This window comes from Plantactinospora sp. CNZ321, assembly GCF_004217235.1.
In genome coordinates this window covers 5497481-5514483 of sequence record NZ_SHKQ01000001.1, presented here as the reverse complement: position 1 = coordinate 5514483, position 17003 = coordinate 5497481, and the positions used below count along the sequence as shown (strand labels likewise).

The 17003-nt window shown below is 71.5% G+C and carries 12 protein-coding genes; 3 read left to right on the top strand and 9 right to left on the bottom strand.

The genetic code is table 11. The annotated features are described in order from the left end of the window. Positions 1-67 precede the first annotated feature (67 nt). Positions 68-1300, bottom strand: a complete 1233-nt coding sequence (locus tag EV371_RS23825; RefSeq protein WP_130464020.1) for an RCC1 domain-containing protein — start codon at positions 1298-1300, stop codon at positions 68-70. A 353-nt stretch (positions 1301-1653) separates the two neighbouring features. On the opposite strand from EV371_RS23825, the gene EV371_RS23820 reads away from it, so the two are divergent. Further along, positions 1654-4800 (top strand): AfsR/SARP family transcriptional regulator, encoded by a 3147-nt coding sequence (locus EV371_RS23820; protein WP_349340442.1) that lies wholly within the window; start codon positions 1654-1656, stop codon positions 4798-4800. Between the two features lie 40 nt (positions 4801-4840). Here EV371_RS23820 and EV371_RS23815 read toward each other — a convergent pair whose 3' ends face one another. The 8 genes from EV371_RS23815 to EV371_RS23780 form a co-directional block, all read right to left on the bottom strand. Next, a complete protein-coding gene (locus tag EV371_RS23815) occupies positions 4841-5944 on the bottom strand; it encodes a glycoside hydrolase family 183 protein (RefSeq protein ID WP_130464019.1) in 1104 nt (367 codons plus the stop codon). 166 nt (positions 5945-6110) lie between these two features. Then, on the bottom strand, positions 6111-7520 hold the full coding sequence (locus EV371_RS23810) for an ABC transporter substrate-binding protein (protein ID WP_130464018.1): 1410 nt from the start codon (positions 7518-7520) through the stop codon (positions 6111-6113). 40 nt (positions 7521-7560) lie between these two features. Then, on the bottom strand, positions 7561-8391 hold the full coding sequence (locus EV371_RS23805; RefSeq protein WP_130464017.1) for an ABC transporter permease subunit: 831 nt from the start codon (positions 8389-8391) through the stop codon (positions 7561-7563). Next, positions 8388-9335, bottom strand: a complete 948-nt coding sequence (locus EV371_RS23800; RefSeq protein ID WP_207230591.1) for an ABC transporter permease subunit — start codon at positions 9333-9335, stop codon at positions 8388-8390. Before EV371_RS23800 ends, EV371_RS23805 begins: the two co-directional genes overlap by 4 nt. 369 nt (positions 9336-9704) lie before the next feature. Next, entirely contained in the window at positions 9705-10565 is an 861-nt protein-coding gene (locus EV371_RS23795; RefSeq protein ID WP_130464015.1) for a hypothetical protein, read from the bottom strand. Positions 10566-10645: 80 nt separating this feature from the next. After that, a complete protein-coding gene (locus EV371_RS23790; RefSeq protein ID WP_130464014.1) occupies positions 10646-10978 on the bottom strand; it encodes a helix-turn-helix transcriptional regulator in 333 nt (110 codons plus the stop codon). Between the two features lie 78 nt (positions 10979-11056). Beyond that, positions 11057-13228 carry an RNA polymerase recycling motor ATPase HelR gene (gene helR / locus EV371_RS23785; RefSeq protein WP_130464013.1) on the bottom strand — a complete coding sequence of 724 codons (2172 nt, stop codon included), beginning with the start codon at positions 13226-13228 and terminating at the stop codon, positions 11057-11059. A gap of 456 nt (positions 13229-13684) precedes the next feature. Then, on the bottom strand, positions 13685-14515 hold the full coding sequence (locus EV371_RS23780; protein ID WP_130464012.1) for a class II fructose-bisphosphate aldolase: 831 nt from the start codon (positions 14513-14515) through the stop codon (positions 13685-13687). Between the two features lie 122 nt (positions 14516-14637). Between EV371_RS23780 and EV371_RS23775 the strand changes: the two genes are divergently transcribed. Both EV371_RS23775 and pfkB read left to right on the top strand, forming a co-directional pair. Continuing rightward, positions 14638-15978 carry an FGGY family carbohydrate kinase gene (locus EV371_RS23775; protein ID WP_165436821.1) on the top strand — a complete coding sequence of 447 codons (1341 nt, stop codon included), beginning with the start codon at positions 14638-14640 and terminating at the stop codon, positions 15976-15978. Further along, positions 15975-16976, top strand: coding sequence for a 1-phosphofructokinase (pfkB, locus tag EV371_RS23770; protein ID WP_130464010.1), 1002 nt, complete (start codon positions 15975-15977; stop codon positions 16974-16976). Before EV371_RS23775 ends, pfkB begins: the two co-directional genes overlap by 4 nt. Positions 16977-17003: the final 27 nt, after the last annotated feature.

Below are 17003 nucleotides of genomic sequence, written 5' to 3'. Positions count from 1 at the left end.
GGAGGTCGACCTCCTGGTCAGCCGCATTGCGGCGACCAGGGTGAGGTCCGAAATCCGGTGGTTGTGGTCAGCTCGGCAGGGTTACCTGTGCCGGGGTCGACCGGTTGGTGATGGTGCCGTCGCCGAGCTGTCCCGTCCAGTTGTTGCCCCAGCACCAGAGGCTGCCGTCGGTGCGGACGGCGCAGCTGTGATAGGTGATGACCAGGTCGCTGGTCCAGGTGGTGGCGTTGCCGACCCGGGTGGGGGCGGACCGGTGGGTGGTGCTGCCGTCGCCGAGCTGTCCTGCCCAGTTGTTGCCCCAGCACCAGAGGCTGCCGTCGGTGCGGACCGCACACGTCGAGTCGAGACTCGTGCTGACCGCCGTCCAGGCGGTGCCGCCAACCTGGATCGGTGAGGTCCGGTGGGCGCCGGCGACGCCCAACTGCCCGTACCCGTTCTCACCCCAGCACCACAGGGTCTGGTCCGCGCGTACCGCGCAGGTGTGGACGTACCCGGCTGCCACGCCGGTCCAGGTGGTCCCGGTGCCGACCTGCGTCGGCGTCGACCGGTAGCTCAGGGTGCCGATGCCGAGCTGGCCCATCGAACTGTCGCCCCAGCACCACAGGGTGCTGTCGGCACGCAGCGCGCAGGTGTGCGCGAAGCCGGTCGTGACGCTCGTCCAGTTGGTCGCCGTGCCAACCTGCACCGGGGTGGCCGCGATCTGGAGGGAGCTGTTGATCCCCAACTGGCCGTTGCGGTTGAAGCCCCAGCACCACAGGGTGCCGTCGGTCCGGATCGCGCAGGTGTGACTGTCGGCGGTGCTGACCGCCGCCCAGGTGGTCGCGGTGCCGACCTGGGCCGGCGTCGTCCGGTTCGTGGTGGTGCCGTCGCCGAGTTGGCTCCTGCGGTTGTTGCCCCAGCACCACAGCGTTCCGTCGGTCTGCACCGCACAGTTGTAGCTGGTGCCGGCGTCGATACTGGCCCAGGTGCTGGCGGTGCCGATCCGTAGCGGGGTGCCCTGGTTCGTGGTGGTGCCGTTGCCCAGCTGTCCGCTGGTGTTGCCGCCCCAGCACCACAGTGAACCGTCGGTGCCGACCGCACAGGTGTGTCCGTTGCCGGCGGCGACGCTGGACAGCGTCGGGGCGGCGGACGCGGCGTTCGGCGAACCGCGTTCGGCCGGACTCACGCCTGCGGCCGCCGTGCCGGCCGCGAGTCCAATGGCGAGGACGGCGATTCCGGCGGATGTCGTCGCCGTGGCGACGGCAGTTCTCGCTGAACGCCACCATCGGGCCCGCAGCCAAGCATAACGAGATTCGCTCATCTACTTCTCTCCAAACGACATTGATGCCTGAACGGTGGAGGCGGCGTTGCCCTGGTGGGTCGCGAGGCCGGTGCTGTCGGAGGTGGAGACGACGCGGCCCACCAAATTCATAGCATCGATCTTGTGTATTGACTAGGGGCAATGTCCTAATCGTTGAATGGTACGCCCTGGTCGTGATCGGGGCGGATGTGTCTATTGCCATGTCCGATGTAACCGTTTCGGCCCTCGAAGGTGACAGCGCGCGAGCCGTGTCGCGGGGTGGGGACGGCGTCGGCGATCTGTCGCGGCATCGGTGACCTACTGTTGGGGCCGATACCCACCCGCGGTGCCAGGGGGGCGGAGGGAGGACGCGGTTGCGGTTTAGCGTGTTGGGGCCGGTGGTGGCGCACGGGGCGGATGGGCCGGTGATCCTGGGTCCGGCCCGGCAGCGCACGGTACTGGCCACGTTGCTGGTGGAACCCGGAGTCGTGGTCTCACCCGAGCAGTTGGTCGACCGGGTGTGGGGGGAGCGCCCGCCGCGACGGGCCCGGGAGACGTTGCACACGTACCTGTCCCGGCTGCGTACGGTGCTGGGCGAGGCGAGTGGACCGGTGCTGGTCCGGCAGGCCCACGGCTATGTGCTCGACGTGGATCCGGCGGCGGTGGATCTGCATCACTTCCGGATCCTCGCCAGCGGGGCCAGGTCGGCCCGGGACGAGGAGGCCGTGGACCTGTGGTCCGATGCCCTGACGCTGTGGCGCGGCACGCCGTTCGCCGATGTGGACAGTGACTGGCTGCGCGCGGTCGCGGCGGGACTGGAGCGGGAGCGGTTGGCGGCCATGTTGGACCGCAACGATGTGCTGCTGCGCCGGGGCGAGTATGCCCGGTTGATTCCCGAGCTGTCGGCCGCCGTGCAAGCGCATCCGCTCGACGAACGGCTGGCCGGGCAGTTGATGCTCAGCCTCTACGCCGCTGGTCGGCAGGCCGACGCGCTGGCGCAGTTCCGGCTGCTACACGGACGGCTGGTCGACGAGGTGGGCAGCGATCCCGGGCCGACGTTGCGCGAGCTGCACGAGCGGATTCTGCGCCACGACCCGACGTTGGGCCCAACCACCGCCGTCGGGGCGGCCGGCCCAGCTGCGCCGCTCGGCGCGGTACCCGGATCGTCGGCTCCGCCGGGTGAACGCCGGTCGGAACCGCCGCGCCGGGCGCAACGCCCCGCGCAGCTGCCGGCCGACGTGACCAACTTCACCGGACGCACGGCCAGCCTGCGGCGGCTGGACACGCTGCTCGCGGCCAGCACCGGCGACCAGGCGCCGAACGCGGTGGTGATCGCGGCCATCGGCGGCACCGCCGGAGTCGGCAAGACCGCCCTGGCGGTGCATTGGGCCCACCGGGTGGCCGATCGGTTCCCGGACGGCCAGCTGTACGTGAACCTGCGGGGCTACGACCCGGAACAGCCGATGCCGGCCGCCGAGGCGCTGGCGTGCTTCCTGACCGCGCTCGGGGTGACCGGCCAGGACATCCCGCTCAATCCGAAGGAGCGGGCCGCCCGGTACCGCAGCGAGGTGGCCGGGCGTCGCATGCTGATCCTGTTGGACAACGCCGCCACCGTGGCGCAGGTGCGCATGCTGTTGCCCGGCACGGGCTCCTGCCTGGTGGTGGTGACCAGTCGGGACAGCCTGGCGGGGCTGGTCGTCGTGGACGGCGCGCACCGCCTCGACCTGGACCTGCTCGCGCCCGCCGAGGCGGTCGGTCTGCTGCGCCGGTTGGTCGGCGCCCGCGCCGAGGCCGAGCCGGTGGCCACCGCCGTGCTGGCCGAGCAGTGTGCTCGGCTGCCCCTGGCGCTGCGGGTCGCCGCCGAGCTGGCGGTGTCCCGGCCGCACAGCACGCTCGCCGAGCTGGCTGCGGAGTTGACCGACCGGCGGTCCCGGCTGGACCTGCTCGACGCCGGCGGTGACCCGTACGCCGCGGTGCGGGAGGTCTTCTCCTGGTCGATCCAACACCTGCCGCCGGACGCCGCCGACACGTTCCGGGTGCTGGGCCTGCATCCCGGTGCCGACCTGGACCCGTACGCGGTCGCGGCGCTGGCCGGCACCGACCTCGACCGGACGCGCCGGAGCCTCACCGCGCTCGCCCGGGCCCACCTGGTGCACCGGACCAGCCGCGACCGGTACGGCATCCACGACCTGCTGCGCGCGTACGCCAGTGGGTTGGCCACCGCCGAGCTTACCGACCGGCAGCGCCTGGACGCCCAGCGACGGCTGTTCGACCACTACCGCAACGCCGCGGTGTCCGCGATGGACGTTCTGCACCCGGCCGAGGCGCACCACCGGCCCGGAAGGGTCGCGTCGAGCGCCCCGGTACCGGACCTGGCCGCCGCGGGCTCCGCCCGCTCCTGGTTGGACAGGGAGCGGTTCAACCTGGTGGCCGTGGCCGCACACGCCGCCGCCTCCGGCAGGTCTGACTACCCGGTCGAGCTCGCCCGGATCGTGCACCGCTACCTCATCGACGCCCACCTCACCGAAGCGATCTCCCTCAACGGTCATGCCCAGCGTGCCGCGGAGCGGGTGGGTGACCTCGGCGGCGAGGCACACGTGCTGCGACAGCTCGGCGCGGCCTACACCCGGATGAGCCGGTACGAACTGGCCGTCGAGCACCATCAGAAGGCGCTGGCCCGGTTCCAGCGGCGCGGCGACCTCGTCGGTCAGGCGTTGACGCTGATCGGGCTCGGCGTCGCCCGTTTCCACCAGGGCAGGAACCAGGACGCGATCGAGCTCCTGCTGCGGGCTATCACGGTGTCCCGTCGGGCCGGTGACCGGCTCGGCGAAGCGCTGGCGCTGAACAACCTCGGCGTCTTCGAGCAGCGGCTGGGCCGCTATGCGGATGCCGGCGAGCACCAGCGGCGGGCGCTGGCGAGGTTCCGGGAGATGGGCGCCCGGGCCTTCGAGGCGACGGCGCTGACCAACCTCGGCGCCATCGAGCTACGGCAGGGCGGATATGCGCGAGCCGCGGAGCACCTACGGGAGTCCCTGGCCATGCTTCGCGAGCTGAACACCCCCATCGTGGAGGCACACACCCTGGACACGCTCGGTGTGCTCTCGCTGCGTCTCGACGACCCGGGGTCGGGGACCGCGTACTTCCAGCAGGCACTCGAGCTCTTCCGCCGGATCGGTGTGCGCGGCGCCCAGGCACGTTCGCTCAACGGGCTCGGTGAGGCCGCCCTACTCGCCGGCCGGCCCGCCGAGGCGCTGGCCCAGCACGCGGAGGCACTCGCCATCGCCAGCGAGACCGGCACCGGGCACCAGGCGGCCCGGGCCCACACCGGCATCGGCCACTCGCACCGGGCCCTCGGCGACCCCGACGCGGCGCGAAGCCATTACGAGCGGGCCCACGCCATCTACACCGAGTTCGACATGCCGGAGGCGGCGGACGTCCGGGGCCACCTCGGGACGCTCGTCCGCGTCGGTGATGGAGCCTGCCCGCCCCGGGACGCGACCGCTGGTGAACCTGGCGGGTGACGCCGTGGCCGGTGCACGGCCGGTGTCGAGGAGGTGCCGGTCAGGCCGTACCAACGAACTGGCTCACGTGATACGCGGTGCTCCTGCCGTCCGGTCCCCGGGTCCACTTGGAGACCATGAGGTGCAGGTCGTTCGGGTTCCGACTGGACCAGGGATGGATGAAGCCGCCGTACAGCGCGGGCTCCTGCCACGGGTAGACCTGCACCTTCTCGGCGGTCCAGACCCGGTCGGGGCCGCTGGCGGTACGGGTGACGATGCAGCCGGTGGCGCAGTTGAGGTAGGCCATCACCCAGGTACCGTCGGCCAGTCGGCGTACCGACGGCTCCCCGAAGCGACCGTTCAGAATCGGCGAGCACGGACGGCCCCAGCCCCAGTTGCTGCCGTTCCAGCCCCAGCCCTCGTACGACTCGGGGTAGAACATCCGGTCCCAGCGGACCCGGCGCAGCATCATCGGTCCGTCCTGCCGTCCGGACCGCACGGAGAAGACGTACACCCAGTCGCCGTCGCGCTGCATCGTCCACATCTGGAACGGGTCGGTGTTGCTGCCGTTGTTCCACCACTTCAGCGGGGTACGGACGAAGTCGTTGCCGTTGTCGGAGTAGGCAAGGCCGGCGTAGCGGGTCCGCCAGTGTGGTGCGTTCCAGTTCTCGATGCTCATGTAGGAGATCAGTTGTCGTCCGGTCTCCGGGAAGCTGATCCCGTCGTTGGGGATCACGGTGACCTCCCAGAGCCCGTCGATGCCGATCCCGTTGTGGCCGTTGTGCATCAGCTCCGGGGCCCGGCCGTTGCCGGCGACCCGGGCCGCGCTGTCGAAGACGACGCCGCCGGCCGCGCCGGGATGGACGTTGGAGCGCAACATGACCGGGGAGCGCCAGTCGTTCGGCAACGGCGGGCCTTCCGGCCAGGGCGTGTTGAAGGTGTCGCCGAAGAGGTAGCCGATGGAGCCGTTCTCCAGCACGTACGGGATGCCCAGGTCGGTGCCGGCCACCCGCCACCGGCTGTTGGTGTCCAGGTCGGCGCCGGTCAGACGCTTCTTCCAGCTGGCGGCCTGGGCGGTGCCGGGAAGCGCGAGCGTCGGCAGGATCGCCGAGGCCGCACCGACCGCGGCCACCCTGCCGAGGAACGAGCGACGGTTGAGTGTCATCTCTGGCCTTCCGGTGCGGGACGGCGGTGGAAGGAACGAACGCCGGGGTGAGGTGGCGGCCGGCGGGGACTCTGAAAGAATCCTTCACCGCCACCGTCCATCAAGTCAAGAACTGTTGGACCTCACCCCGGCCGCCCGCCGGCACCGGCACCGGCCGTCGGTGGGCTCAGCCGACCGACTTGTTGTAACTCTCGATCTCCGGCTGGACGCTCGCCGCAGCGTCCTTCAGCGCCTGTGCGGCCGGCTTGGCGCCGACGATCGCGGCTTCCAGGCCGTCCTCGGCGGCCTTGCGCGCCTGCGGCATCACCCCGAGCAGGCAGCCGGCGGACGCGACCGACGGCGGGAGAGCGTGCAGCTGGTCGACGGCGGTCCGGAACTGGGGGTACTGGGCCACCCAGTCCTTGTCGATCTGCTCCTCCAGAGCCTTCGGGTTGATCGGTACGTAGCCGGTGCCGGTGTGCCACTGGGCCTGCTGGGCGGCGCTGGAGGCGAACTTGACGAACTCCCAGGCTCCCCGCTTCTCGGCGTCGCTGTGGCCGACGCCGTTGATCCAGAGCGAGGCACCGCCGATGATCGGCCCGCCGGTCGACGCGTCGGTCACCTTCGGGTACGGCGCGGTGAGGACGGTGAACCTGCCCTTGGCGGCGTCGACGTACCCGCGCAGCACACTTGTGGATTCGAGGTGCATCGCGACGGTACCGGCCTTGAACGCCGCCTGGGCGTCGTCGGTCTTCCGGCCGGTGTTCGTCGCGTACCCGTTGCGCACCAGGTCAGCCCACCACTGCGCCACCTGCACACCGGTGGGCTGGTCGAACTGGACCTTCGTCGCGAGCTTCTCGCGCCCGTTGCCGTTGTCGCAGTACTCCTTGCCGTCGGTGGCGAGGAGTTGTTCGAGCAGCCAGCCGTAGATCGCGGCACCGAAGCCGTACTGGGTGGTCCTGCCGCTGTTGTCCTTGACGGTGAGCTGCTTGGCCAGCTCCCCGATCTCGGCGAGGGTCTTCGGTGGCTTGGTCGGGTCGAGCCGGGCCCGCTCGAAGGCCTCCTTGTTCAGGTAGAGCAGCGGGGTCGAGGAGTTGAACGGCATCGACCAGAGCTTGCCCTCGACCGAGTAGTAGCTGGCGATGTTCGGCTCGATCTCGGCGGTGTCGAAGCCGTCCTTCTCGATGAACCTGTACATCGGGACGACCTGCCGGGAGTCCACCATGAACCGGCTGCCGATGTCGTAGATCTGGATCAGCGCCGGGGTGCTCTTCTGCTGCACCGACGCCTTGTACTTGGCGATCGTCTCGTCGTAGTTGCCCTGGAAGACCGGTTTGACCTCGACCTTGCCGCCGCTCTGGGCGTTGAAGTCGGCGACCAGCTTGTCGACCGCGGCGGCGTTCGCACCCTTCATGGCATGCCAGAACTCGATGGTCGTCCTGCCCTCGGCGCTGTCGAGCACCTCGGGACCCGGTGCCTCCAGAGCCTCGGCCGAGCCGCCCTCGTCAGAGCCGGAGCCGCACCCGCCGACCAGCGCGGTGGCGACGAGCAGGGCGACGGCCACCACACCCGTCCGGTGTAGCCGCGAACTTGCCATTTCTACTCCTTTTGAGAGGTTCGATGGTCCTTGCCAGGGGTTATCGCAGTGCGCCGGCGGTGAGTCCGCGGACGATGTACCGCTGGCCGAAGACGACCACGGCCAACGTGGGGAGCAGGGAGAGCGCTACGCCCGCCAGGATCAGCCCGGGTTGGGCCGCCTCGGCGTCGTTGAGCTGGGAGATACCGATCTGCAGGGTCTGGAACTCGGCGTCCCGGACCAGGATCAACGGCCAGAAGTACTGGTTCCACGCGGAGAGGAAGACGTAGACGCCGACCGCGGCGATCGACGGCTTGGACAGCGGTACGATCACCCGCCACAACAACCGCCAGTGACCGCAACCGTCGATCACCGCCGCGTCCCGCAGCTCGGTCGGGAACTGCAGGAACGCCTGGCGCAGCAGGAAGGTGCCGAACGCCGAGGCGAGGAAGGGCAGGACCAGCCCGAGGTAGGTCAACCCGCCCCGGGCCAGTCCCCAGTCCGAGATCGCCAGGTAGTTGGGAATGATGATCGCTTCCCACGGCACCATCAGGGTGGCCAGAAAGAGACCGAAGGTCGCGGCCTTCGCCGGCATCCGCAGGAACGCGAAGGCGTACGCGGCCAGGATGCTGGTCACCACCTGGGCGAGGGTGATGACGCCGGCCTGCACCGCGGAGTTGACGTAGAACCGGCCCAGTGGAACCGACCGGAAGACGTCGCCGAAGTTCGCCCAGTGCAGGGCGCTCGGCACCAGTGACGGGGGATAGCTGGCCAGGTCACCGGGGCCCATCACGGCGCCGGCGAACGCGTAGTAGACCGGGAAGAGCACCGGGATCAGGGCCAGCCCGAGGACGACGTAGACGAGGATCCGGCCCGGGTTCGGTCTTCTCATCGGTAGTGCACCCGCCGCTCCAGGATGCCGAACTGGACCGCCGTGCAGATCAACATGATCACCAGCAGTACCACGGCCTGGGCGCTCGCCCCGCCGAAGTCGGACGACCCGAACGCGAACGCCCGCTCGTAGATCGAGTAGACCAGGGTGGTGGTCGCGTCGTCCGGGCCGCCCTTGGTCAGGATGTGGATCTGACCGAAGCTCTGCAACGCGTGGATCGTGGAGACCACGACCAGGAAGAACAGCTGCGGGGAGAGCAGCGGAACGGTGATGCCGGTGGCCAGCCGCCAGCCGGTGGCGCCGTCGAGCCGAGCCGCCTCCACCACCTCGGGCGGGATCGCCGCCACCCCGGCGGAGAGCACCAGGACGTTGTAACCCAGGTTCATCCAGACCGTGGCCAGGCCGACGGCGGGCAGCGCGATGGACGGATCGGTGAGCCAGTTGACCCGGTCGATCCCGAACGCCCCGAGCAGGCCGTTCGCGATCCCGATCGCCGGGTTGTAGATGACCGCGAAGACCACCGACGCGGTCGCCACGGAGAACGCGAACGGGAGGGCGAAGGCGGTCCGCAGCACCCGTACGCCGCGCAGCCGCGCCTCCAGCAGCAACACCACGACGAGCGCGCCGATCACCGCGGGTAGCACGCTGATCAGCGTGAACAACGCCGTCGTGGCCAACACCTCGCCGAACTCGCCGGACAGCATCTCGGCGTAGTGCTCGAGACCGACGTAGGCACTCGGCGCACCGAAGATGTCGTTGCCATGGACGGAGAGATAGAACGTGCGGGCGAGCGGCCAGAAGACGAACAGCGCGAAGACCGCGACCGAGGGCAGTAACAGCAGCCAGGAGAGCGAGGCTTCACGTCGTGGGCTGCCACCCGTGGCTGCGGGGGGACCTGCGGTCGTGCCGGTCCGGGGAGGTACGGCGACTGGCGGGGGAGGCACTGCCGCACAGTACCAACGCATTGATCCTGGTGGCATCGTCCCGGCTCGATCTTGATGCAGGAGTTACCGGTGCCCGACACCGGGACCTCTCGTGGTCCGTGCCGGCCCCACCCGCTGGCCGACGATCACCGCCGCGGCCTGCGCCGGCATGGATTGCCGCCGCCGATGCGGGGGCAGCCGGAGTCGATCGGAGGTGGGTTTGGATGACCGAGCGATCCGCAGGGGCACCCGGGTCGGACCGTCGACGTGAGGTCGCGGAGGCCGCTCCGGGCTCGGCGGAGACCGGAGCGGTACGCGCCGAAGACGGCAGGCCAAGCGCCGAGAAGCCTGGGTAGCTGGTAGTTCCGGAACTCCTACGCTCCGGAACGCCTAGACGCGGGCCTGGCGGCGGATGACGAGGGTGCCGGCGGTCAGTAGGGCAGCGGCTCCGACGACGAGCGTCCAGAACCATCGGCCCCCGAGAGTCTCGGGCTGACCCCACGCGCCGACGGAATAGAGCGCCAGCATGGCGGCGATCAGCGGGATGAGCAGCACTCCGGCCGCGATCGTGGCCCGGGCGTCGACGGCAACCCAGAGCAGGGAGCCCGCCATCAGGACGACGGTGGCCCCCGGTTGCAGGCCGATCGTCACGTCGTAGTCGGTGGGCAGCAGAACCACCGCGATCGGCACGGCCAGCAGCCAGGCAGCGGGTCGCCGCGTCCCCGGCGCCGGCCGGCGGATCAACGGAACGATCAACAGTACGGCGAGTGGAAGCGGCCAGACCGTCGACTCGGTCATCGCGAAGTCGCGGGTGACCTCGAGCGGTGGATAGTGTCGCGTACCGGTGTCGGCAATGCCGACGAGGCTGAGGTGCAGGACGGTCAGTGTTGCGGCGAGCGCGCCGAGCGTCGCCAGTAGGCCCAACGTGTACCGTCCGCCGGCTATCGCGATCAGGGCCGAGGCGGCGATGACGGTCGCCAGTGGATGGATCAACTGGGACGGATAGTCCAGGGCGCGGTTGGTGACCACCTCGGCGAGCAGCCTGCCGGTCTGCGTCAGGCTGCCCGCCGTGGCGTACGCCAGCAGCAGGAGCACGGCCAGCCGGAGCGCCCCGAGGAGAGGCCCGCCGGTCGAGCCCGCCCGGTGCGGCCCGAGGCGGTACCGCAGGCCGTGCAGGACCAGGACCGTCGCCTCCCGGAGGGTGGGGCGGCGCTGGTCGGCCCCGGCGGCCTCCATGAGCGTGCCGATCATCTCGGCACCGCGATCGCGCCGGTAGGGCCCCGGGTAGGCCCACAACAGCAGACGGTACCGCGCCTCGAGTGCCTGTTGGCTCATGCCGGCCCCACCGCCCACCGGCGCAGTGCCGGTGCCTCGGTGACGACGCGCGCGGCCCGGAGCATCCGATCGGCTTCGGCGCGGAGCGTCGCGGCACCCTCGTCCGTCAGCTCGTAGTAGCGCCGGGCCCGTCCGTTGACGACTTCCTCGTCGACGACGCGGAGAAGGCCTTCGGCGCTGAGCCGGTCGAGTGCCGCGTAGAGGGTGCCGGCCGCCATGCGCACCCGGCCGCCGGAAAGCTCCTCCGCGCGCTTGATGATCGCATAGCCGTGCAGTGGGCCGTCCATGAGCGAGGCGAGCGTGTAGTAGCTCGGTTCTCGGATAGTCATTTCCACATAGTATTAAGTTGATCTTAGTGTCGCAATACGCCACCTGCAACGCGCCAAACTGCGACTTCGTAGCGCCCGTCACGCGGTCAGGATGACGAGTTGCCGGGTCGCCCGGGTCATCGCGACGTAGCGGTCGACCGCTCCCTCGACGCCGTCGCCGAAACTCTCCGGATCGACGAGGACGACCAGGTCGAATTCGAGACCCTTGGACAGCTCCGGGGTCAGCGACCGGACCCGGGGCGTCGCGTGCGCCGCCGGAGCGATCTGGGCCGTCGGGGCGCCGATGACGCAGGCGATCCCCTCGGCGTGCGCGGCGAGCCAGCCGTCCAGGATCGAGGCCAGCTCCCCGACGGAGCCGTGCCCGACCGGGATGCCGCTGTTGCGGATCGAGGTCGGCACGTTGGCGTCCGGGAGCACGGCCCGGATGACCGGTTCGGCCTCCGCCATGACCTCCTCCGGCGTCCGGTAGTTGATGTTCAGCGAGGCCACCTCGATCCGGTCGAGCCCGATTCGGCGGAGGCGCTCCTGCCACGACTCGGTGAACCCGCGCCGGGCCTGGGCGCGGTCACCGACGATGGTGAGGCTGCGCGACGGGCAGCGCAGCAGCAGCATCTGCCACTCCGCGTCGGTGAGTTCCTGGGCCTCGTCCACGACGATGTGCGCGAACGGCCCGGCGTACGGGTCGGAATCGTCGGCGGACGGCGGCGCGACGCCGTCGGCCAGGACGTCCCGCAGGTCCCCCTGGCGCAGCATGGTCATCAGGCCCTCGCCGTCATCGTGTGCGGCGGAGGCGATCAGGTCGTCCACGACCCGGGCCATCTGCTCGCGCCCGACCGAGACGGCCGCGTCGTGCCGGCGTCGACGCTCGGAGTTTCTCGCCTCGCCGAGCCGCTGCCGCGCGGCGTCCAGGAGCGGTAGATCCGCCACCGTCCAGGTTTGGGCGTCCGGACGCTGTAGCTTGCGGATCTCGTCCGAACTGAGCCAGGGCGCGCATCTGTGCAGGTAGGCGGGGACCGACCAGAGGTCGCCGACGAGGTCGGCGGCGTCGAGCAGCGGCCACGCACGATGCAGGACCTCGCGTAGCTCCCGGTTCCGCTCCATCGACGCCCGGAACCGGGCCTCCGGTTCGTCACCGTCGTACTTCTCCAGCAGGATCGTGAGCAGGGTGTCCCAGATCTGCTCGCGCGCCTCGTTGTGCGGCGTACCCGGATCCGGTGCGTCGAACGCCGCTGCCCAGTCGTCGGGGCCCAGCCGGAGGTCGGACCACTCGGTCGCGATCGTCATCCCGCTCGCGGGCGGCTCCTCGTAGAACCGCACCGCCGCCTCGATCGCCGTGACCATCTCCGCGGACGACTTCAGCGCGGCGACCTCCGGATCGGTCTCGGCGACCGCCGTGACGCCCTCGGGGACGAGGTCCCGCAGTGTGCAGGTCCGGACGTCCTCCTCGCCGAGGCTGGGCAGCACGTCGGCGACGTACGCCAGATATGGCTCGTGCGGGCCGACGAAGAGCACACCGCCGCGCCGGTCACCGAGGCGGGGATCGGAATAGAGCAGGTACGCGGTGCGGTGCAGGGCGACGACGGTCTTGCCGGTGCCCGGACCGCCGTCCACGACGAGCGTACCTCGGGATCCGGCCCGGATGATCGCGTCCTGGTCGGCCTGGATGGTGCCGAGTACGTCCCGCATCCGGGCCGACCGGTTGCCACCCAGGCTGGCGATGAAGGCGGACTGGTCGTCGAGCGCGGCGTGCCCGTCGAGACCGTCCGGACTGAACACCTCGTCCCAGTAGTCGGTGATCCGGCCGCCCGTCCAGCGGTACCGGCGCCGACTGGCCAGGCCCATCGGATTGGCGTGGGTCGCCCCGAAGAACGGTGCGGCCGCGGGGGAGCGCCAGTCGACCAGCAGCCGGCGGCCGGTGCTGTCGGTCAGGCCGAGCCGCCCGACGTAGACCGGCTCGGCGTCGTCCGCGCCGACCATGCGGCCGAGGCACAGGTCCAGGCTGAACCGACGGAGCGTACGCAGCCGTGTGGTCAACCGGCGGACCTCCTGGTCCCGGTCCACCGCCTGCCGGCCCTTGCCGGCGGGCGCCAGGCGCGCGGCGTCGAGCCGGGCGGACAGGTCGGCGTACGTCTGCTCCAGGCTCTCCGCCATCGCCGCGAAGTGCCGGTCGTCGTCGGCGATCAGCGCCGGATCGGCCTTGGCCGCGAGGTTGTCGGGCAGGTCGAACACGGCGCTGGTCGGGTGATCCATGTCTTGGCTCCCAGGTGAGGTCGAGTGCGGCGAGGCCCTCCCGGGCAGACGGTGTCCACCAGGGGCCGGTCGGTGGGTGGCGCTACGGGCCGGGCGCTGTCAGACAGCCCGTGCCGGTGTCGCTTCGCCGGGGCGCTCGCGGGTGGCCCGATCGCCGGCACCGTCACCCCGCATCTAGCGCCCCCGTTTCCCGCGCATCCCGGCTTCGACCAGCGATTCTGCAGCACACCCCGGATCTTGCGGCAAGCCCCGGGGTGCGCTATACGTTAGAAGTGGCCGGGAGTAGCAACTCTCGTCCGTGATGCCCGACGTCGGTGGTGCCCGACCCCGTGATGCCCGACCCCGTGATGCCCGGCCCCGGGGTGCCCGACTCGGTGATGCAGACTCGGTGTTGGCCCTCCCGGGGTAGGCGCGTCCTCCCGTGGAGTCGAGGTGGGCTCGAACCTGGTCCGTCGCTCAGCCGAGCGTGCCGACCAGGTGGGCGACGGTCCGGGCGACGGCGTCCCGCGCCGGCGCCAGGTACCTCCGCGGGTCGACGATCGGCGTGGCGGCCAACTCGGCCCGGACCGCCTCGGTGAAGGCGACGTTCAGGATGGTGCCGACGTTGACCTTCACGATCCCGGCCCGCACGGCCCGGACCAGATCGTCGTCGGGGACGCCGGAGGAGCCGTGCAGCACCAGCGGCACGGGCAGCTTCTCTCGAAGCCGGTCGATGAGCGCGAAGTCGAGCGCGGCGGTCCGGTCGGTCATCGCGTGGGAGCTGCCCACCGCCACCGCCAGCGCGTCGACCCCGGTCGCGGCGACGAACTCGGCCGCCTCGGCCGGATCGGTGCGTACCCCGGGGGCGTGCGCCCCGTCCTTGCCGCCGACCTCACCCAGCTCCGCCTCCAGCCACAGCCCGCGCGCGTGCGCCCAACCGGCCGCCGCCGCGGTGGCACTGACGTTGTCGGCGTAGTCGAGCCTCGACGCGTCGAACATCACCGAGCTGATCCCGGTCCCCTCGGCCGCGTGGAGCAGGTCCCGGCTCTGGACGTGGTCGAGGTGCACCGCCACCGGCACGGCGGCGAGTTCGGCGACCGCGGTTACGGCGGCGGCGATCGGGGCGAGTCGACCGTGGTGGAATCGGACGGCGTTCTCGCTGATCTGGAGGATCACCGCGCGGCCGGCCTGCTCGGCACCGGCGACGATCGCCTCGGCGTGCTCCAGGGTGATCACGTTGAAGGCGGCGATTGCCGTACCGGCGGCACGCGCCCCGTCGACGAGTCGGCCGGTGGCGGTGAGGGGCATCTGGTACTCCGTTTCCAGAAGGTGCAACGTGTTGGGTGACTCTTGACAGCTCCCCCGACGGAAAGCAAGTGTGCCCGGCATCGGACAAGCGGATGGCACCGCAGCACAGCGGAGGTGACGAGGTGGCCGCTGCACTGCTCGTCGGCCTCGACGTCGGCACCACGGCCAGCAAGGCCGTGGTCTTCACCGACACGGGCGAGCCGCTGTCCCAGTCGTCCGCGACCACGCCCTGGAAACCCACCCGGACCGGCGCCGAACTCGACGCGACCGCCCTGCTCAGCTCCGCCGTCGAGGCCCTGGCCGGCGCGTTGGCCGCCGCCCCACCCGGCCCGGTCGCCGGACTCGGCGTGGCGAGCATGGGCGAGTCCGGCGTGCTGCTGGACCGCTCCGGCAGGCCGGTCGGCCCGGTCGTCGCCTGGCACGACACCAGGGACGAGACGGAACTGGCCGACCTGCGCGCCCGGATCGGCCCGGAGACGTTCGCTCGCACCACCGGGCTGCCGCTGCGGCACCAGTGGGCGCTCACCAAGCACCGCTGGCTGCGCAACCATCATCCGGAGACCCGGACCGCCGTACGCCGGCTCAACGTCGCCGAGTGGGTGGTCCGTCGGCTCGGCGGTGCCGAGGTCGCCGAGCAGTCCCTCGCGTCCCGGACCGGCTGGCTGCGCCTCGACGGCCGGCAATGGTGGCCCGAGGCGTTGGATTGGTCGGGGGCGCACGCCTCGCTGATGCCCGAGGTGGTGACCGCCGGAACCGCGCTCGGCACCGTCGAGGCGGGCACCGGACCCACCCGGCTGACCGGGGCCACCCTCACCGTCTGCGGTCACGACCACCAGGTCGCCGCGATCGGCGCCGGCGCGGTACGCCCCGGCGACGAACTGGACTCCTGCGGTACGGCGGAGGCGCTGGTCCGGTCGGTCCCGCCGGCCCTGGCCCCGGAGACCGTCGCCGGGCTGGTCGCCGCCGGGGTCACCGTCGGGTGGCACGCGCTGGCCGGCCGCTGGTGCCTGCTCGGCGCCACCACCGGGGGACTGGTGCTGCAACGGGTGCTGGCCGGGCTCGGCCTGGACCGTGCCGACCTGCCCCGACTCGACACCCTCGCCGGGCAGGCCGAGCCGGACCGGGTCGGGGTGCGGATCACCGAGGAGGGGCGCTCGGTGGTCGTACCGGCGGGGGAGGCCGCCGAGCCGGCGGAGATCTGGCGGGCGGCACTGGAGGCGGTCACCGAGGAGATCGGCGTCATCCACGACGCGATGACGGCGTACAGCGGGGGCCACCGCGACCTCGTCGCCGTCGGCGGCTGGTCACGCAGCGAGGCACTGATGGCGGTCAAGGCCCGCCGTCTCGGCCCGGTACGCCGTTCCCCGGTCGTCGAGGCCGGTGCGCGGGGTGCCGCTCTGCTGGCCGGCCTCGCGGCCGGGGTGTACGCCAGCGTGCACGACTTCCCGGACGCCGGCAGGTGATTCTCACCCTGACCCCGAACCCGAGCGTCGACCGCACGGTTGTCGTCGACGCGCTGACCCGGGGAGCGGTGATCCGCAGCCGTCGTGGCTGGAACGAGCCGAGCGGCAAGGGCGTCAACGTCGCGCTGGCCCTGCACCGCCACGGCCGGCCGGCCACCGCCGTCCTGCCGGTCGGCGGTGCGGTCGGCGCCCAGCTCTCCCAGATGCTCCGGGTGGCCGGACTGCCGGTCCGGGAGGTGCCGGTGCGGGGCGAGATCCGCAGCAACATCAGCCTGGTCGAGCCGGACGGCACGGTCACGAAGGTGAACGAGCCCGGTCCCGCGCTGGGCGCGGGGGAGACCGAGGCGCTGGTACGGGCCGTCCTGGACGACCTCGCCGACGTCACCTGGCTGGCCTGCTGCGGCAGCCTGCCCGGGGGCGTACCGTCGGACCTGTACGCCAGGCTGGCCGAGGCGGCCCGGTCCCGCGGTGTCCGGGTCGCGGTGGACACCTCCGGCGAGCCGCTGCGGGCCAGCCTCGCCGGCCGTCCGGACCTGGTCAAACCGAACTCCTCCGAGCTGGCCGAGCTGGTCGGCCGGGCGCTGCGGACGTTCGGCGACGTGCGCGACGCGGCGCTCCAGGTGCGTCGCCGCGGTGCCGGCGCGGTGCTGGCCAGCCTCGGTGCCGACGGCGCACTGCTGGTCGACGCCGCCGGGGTACGGCACGCCGAGGTGCCGGTGACCCGGGTGGTCAACGCCGTCGGCGCCGGTGACGCCGCCCTGGCCGGCTTCCTCCACGGCGGCGGGACGGGCGAGGCCGCGCTACGCACCGCGGTGGCCTGGGGCGCGGCCTCGGTCCAGCACGAGGGAACGCTCTTCTCCGCCGGCGACCCGGCACGGACGGTGCTGATCGGCACCGAAGTAGACCCGGACCGGCCGCTACGGGACCCCGACGTCGTCGCCCGCGCCGGGCAGGGCTCCCGGCCAGACCCCCGGGCCGACGACTCCCGGCCGGGCTGACCTGCGGCGGTGCCGCCGGCCGGTACG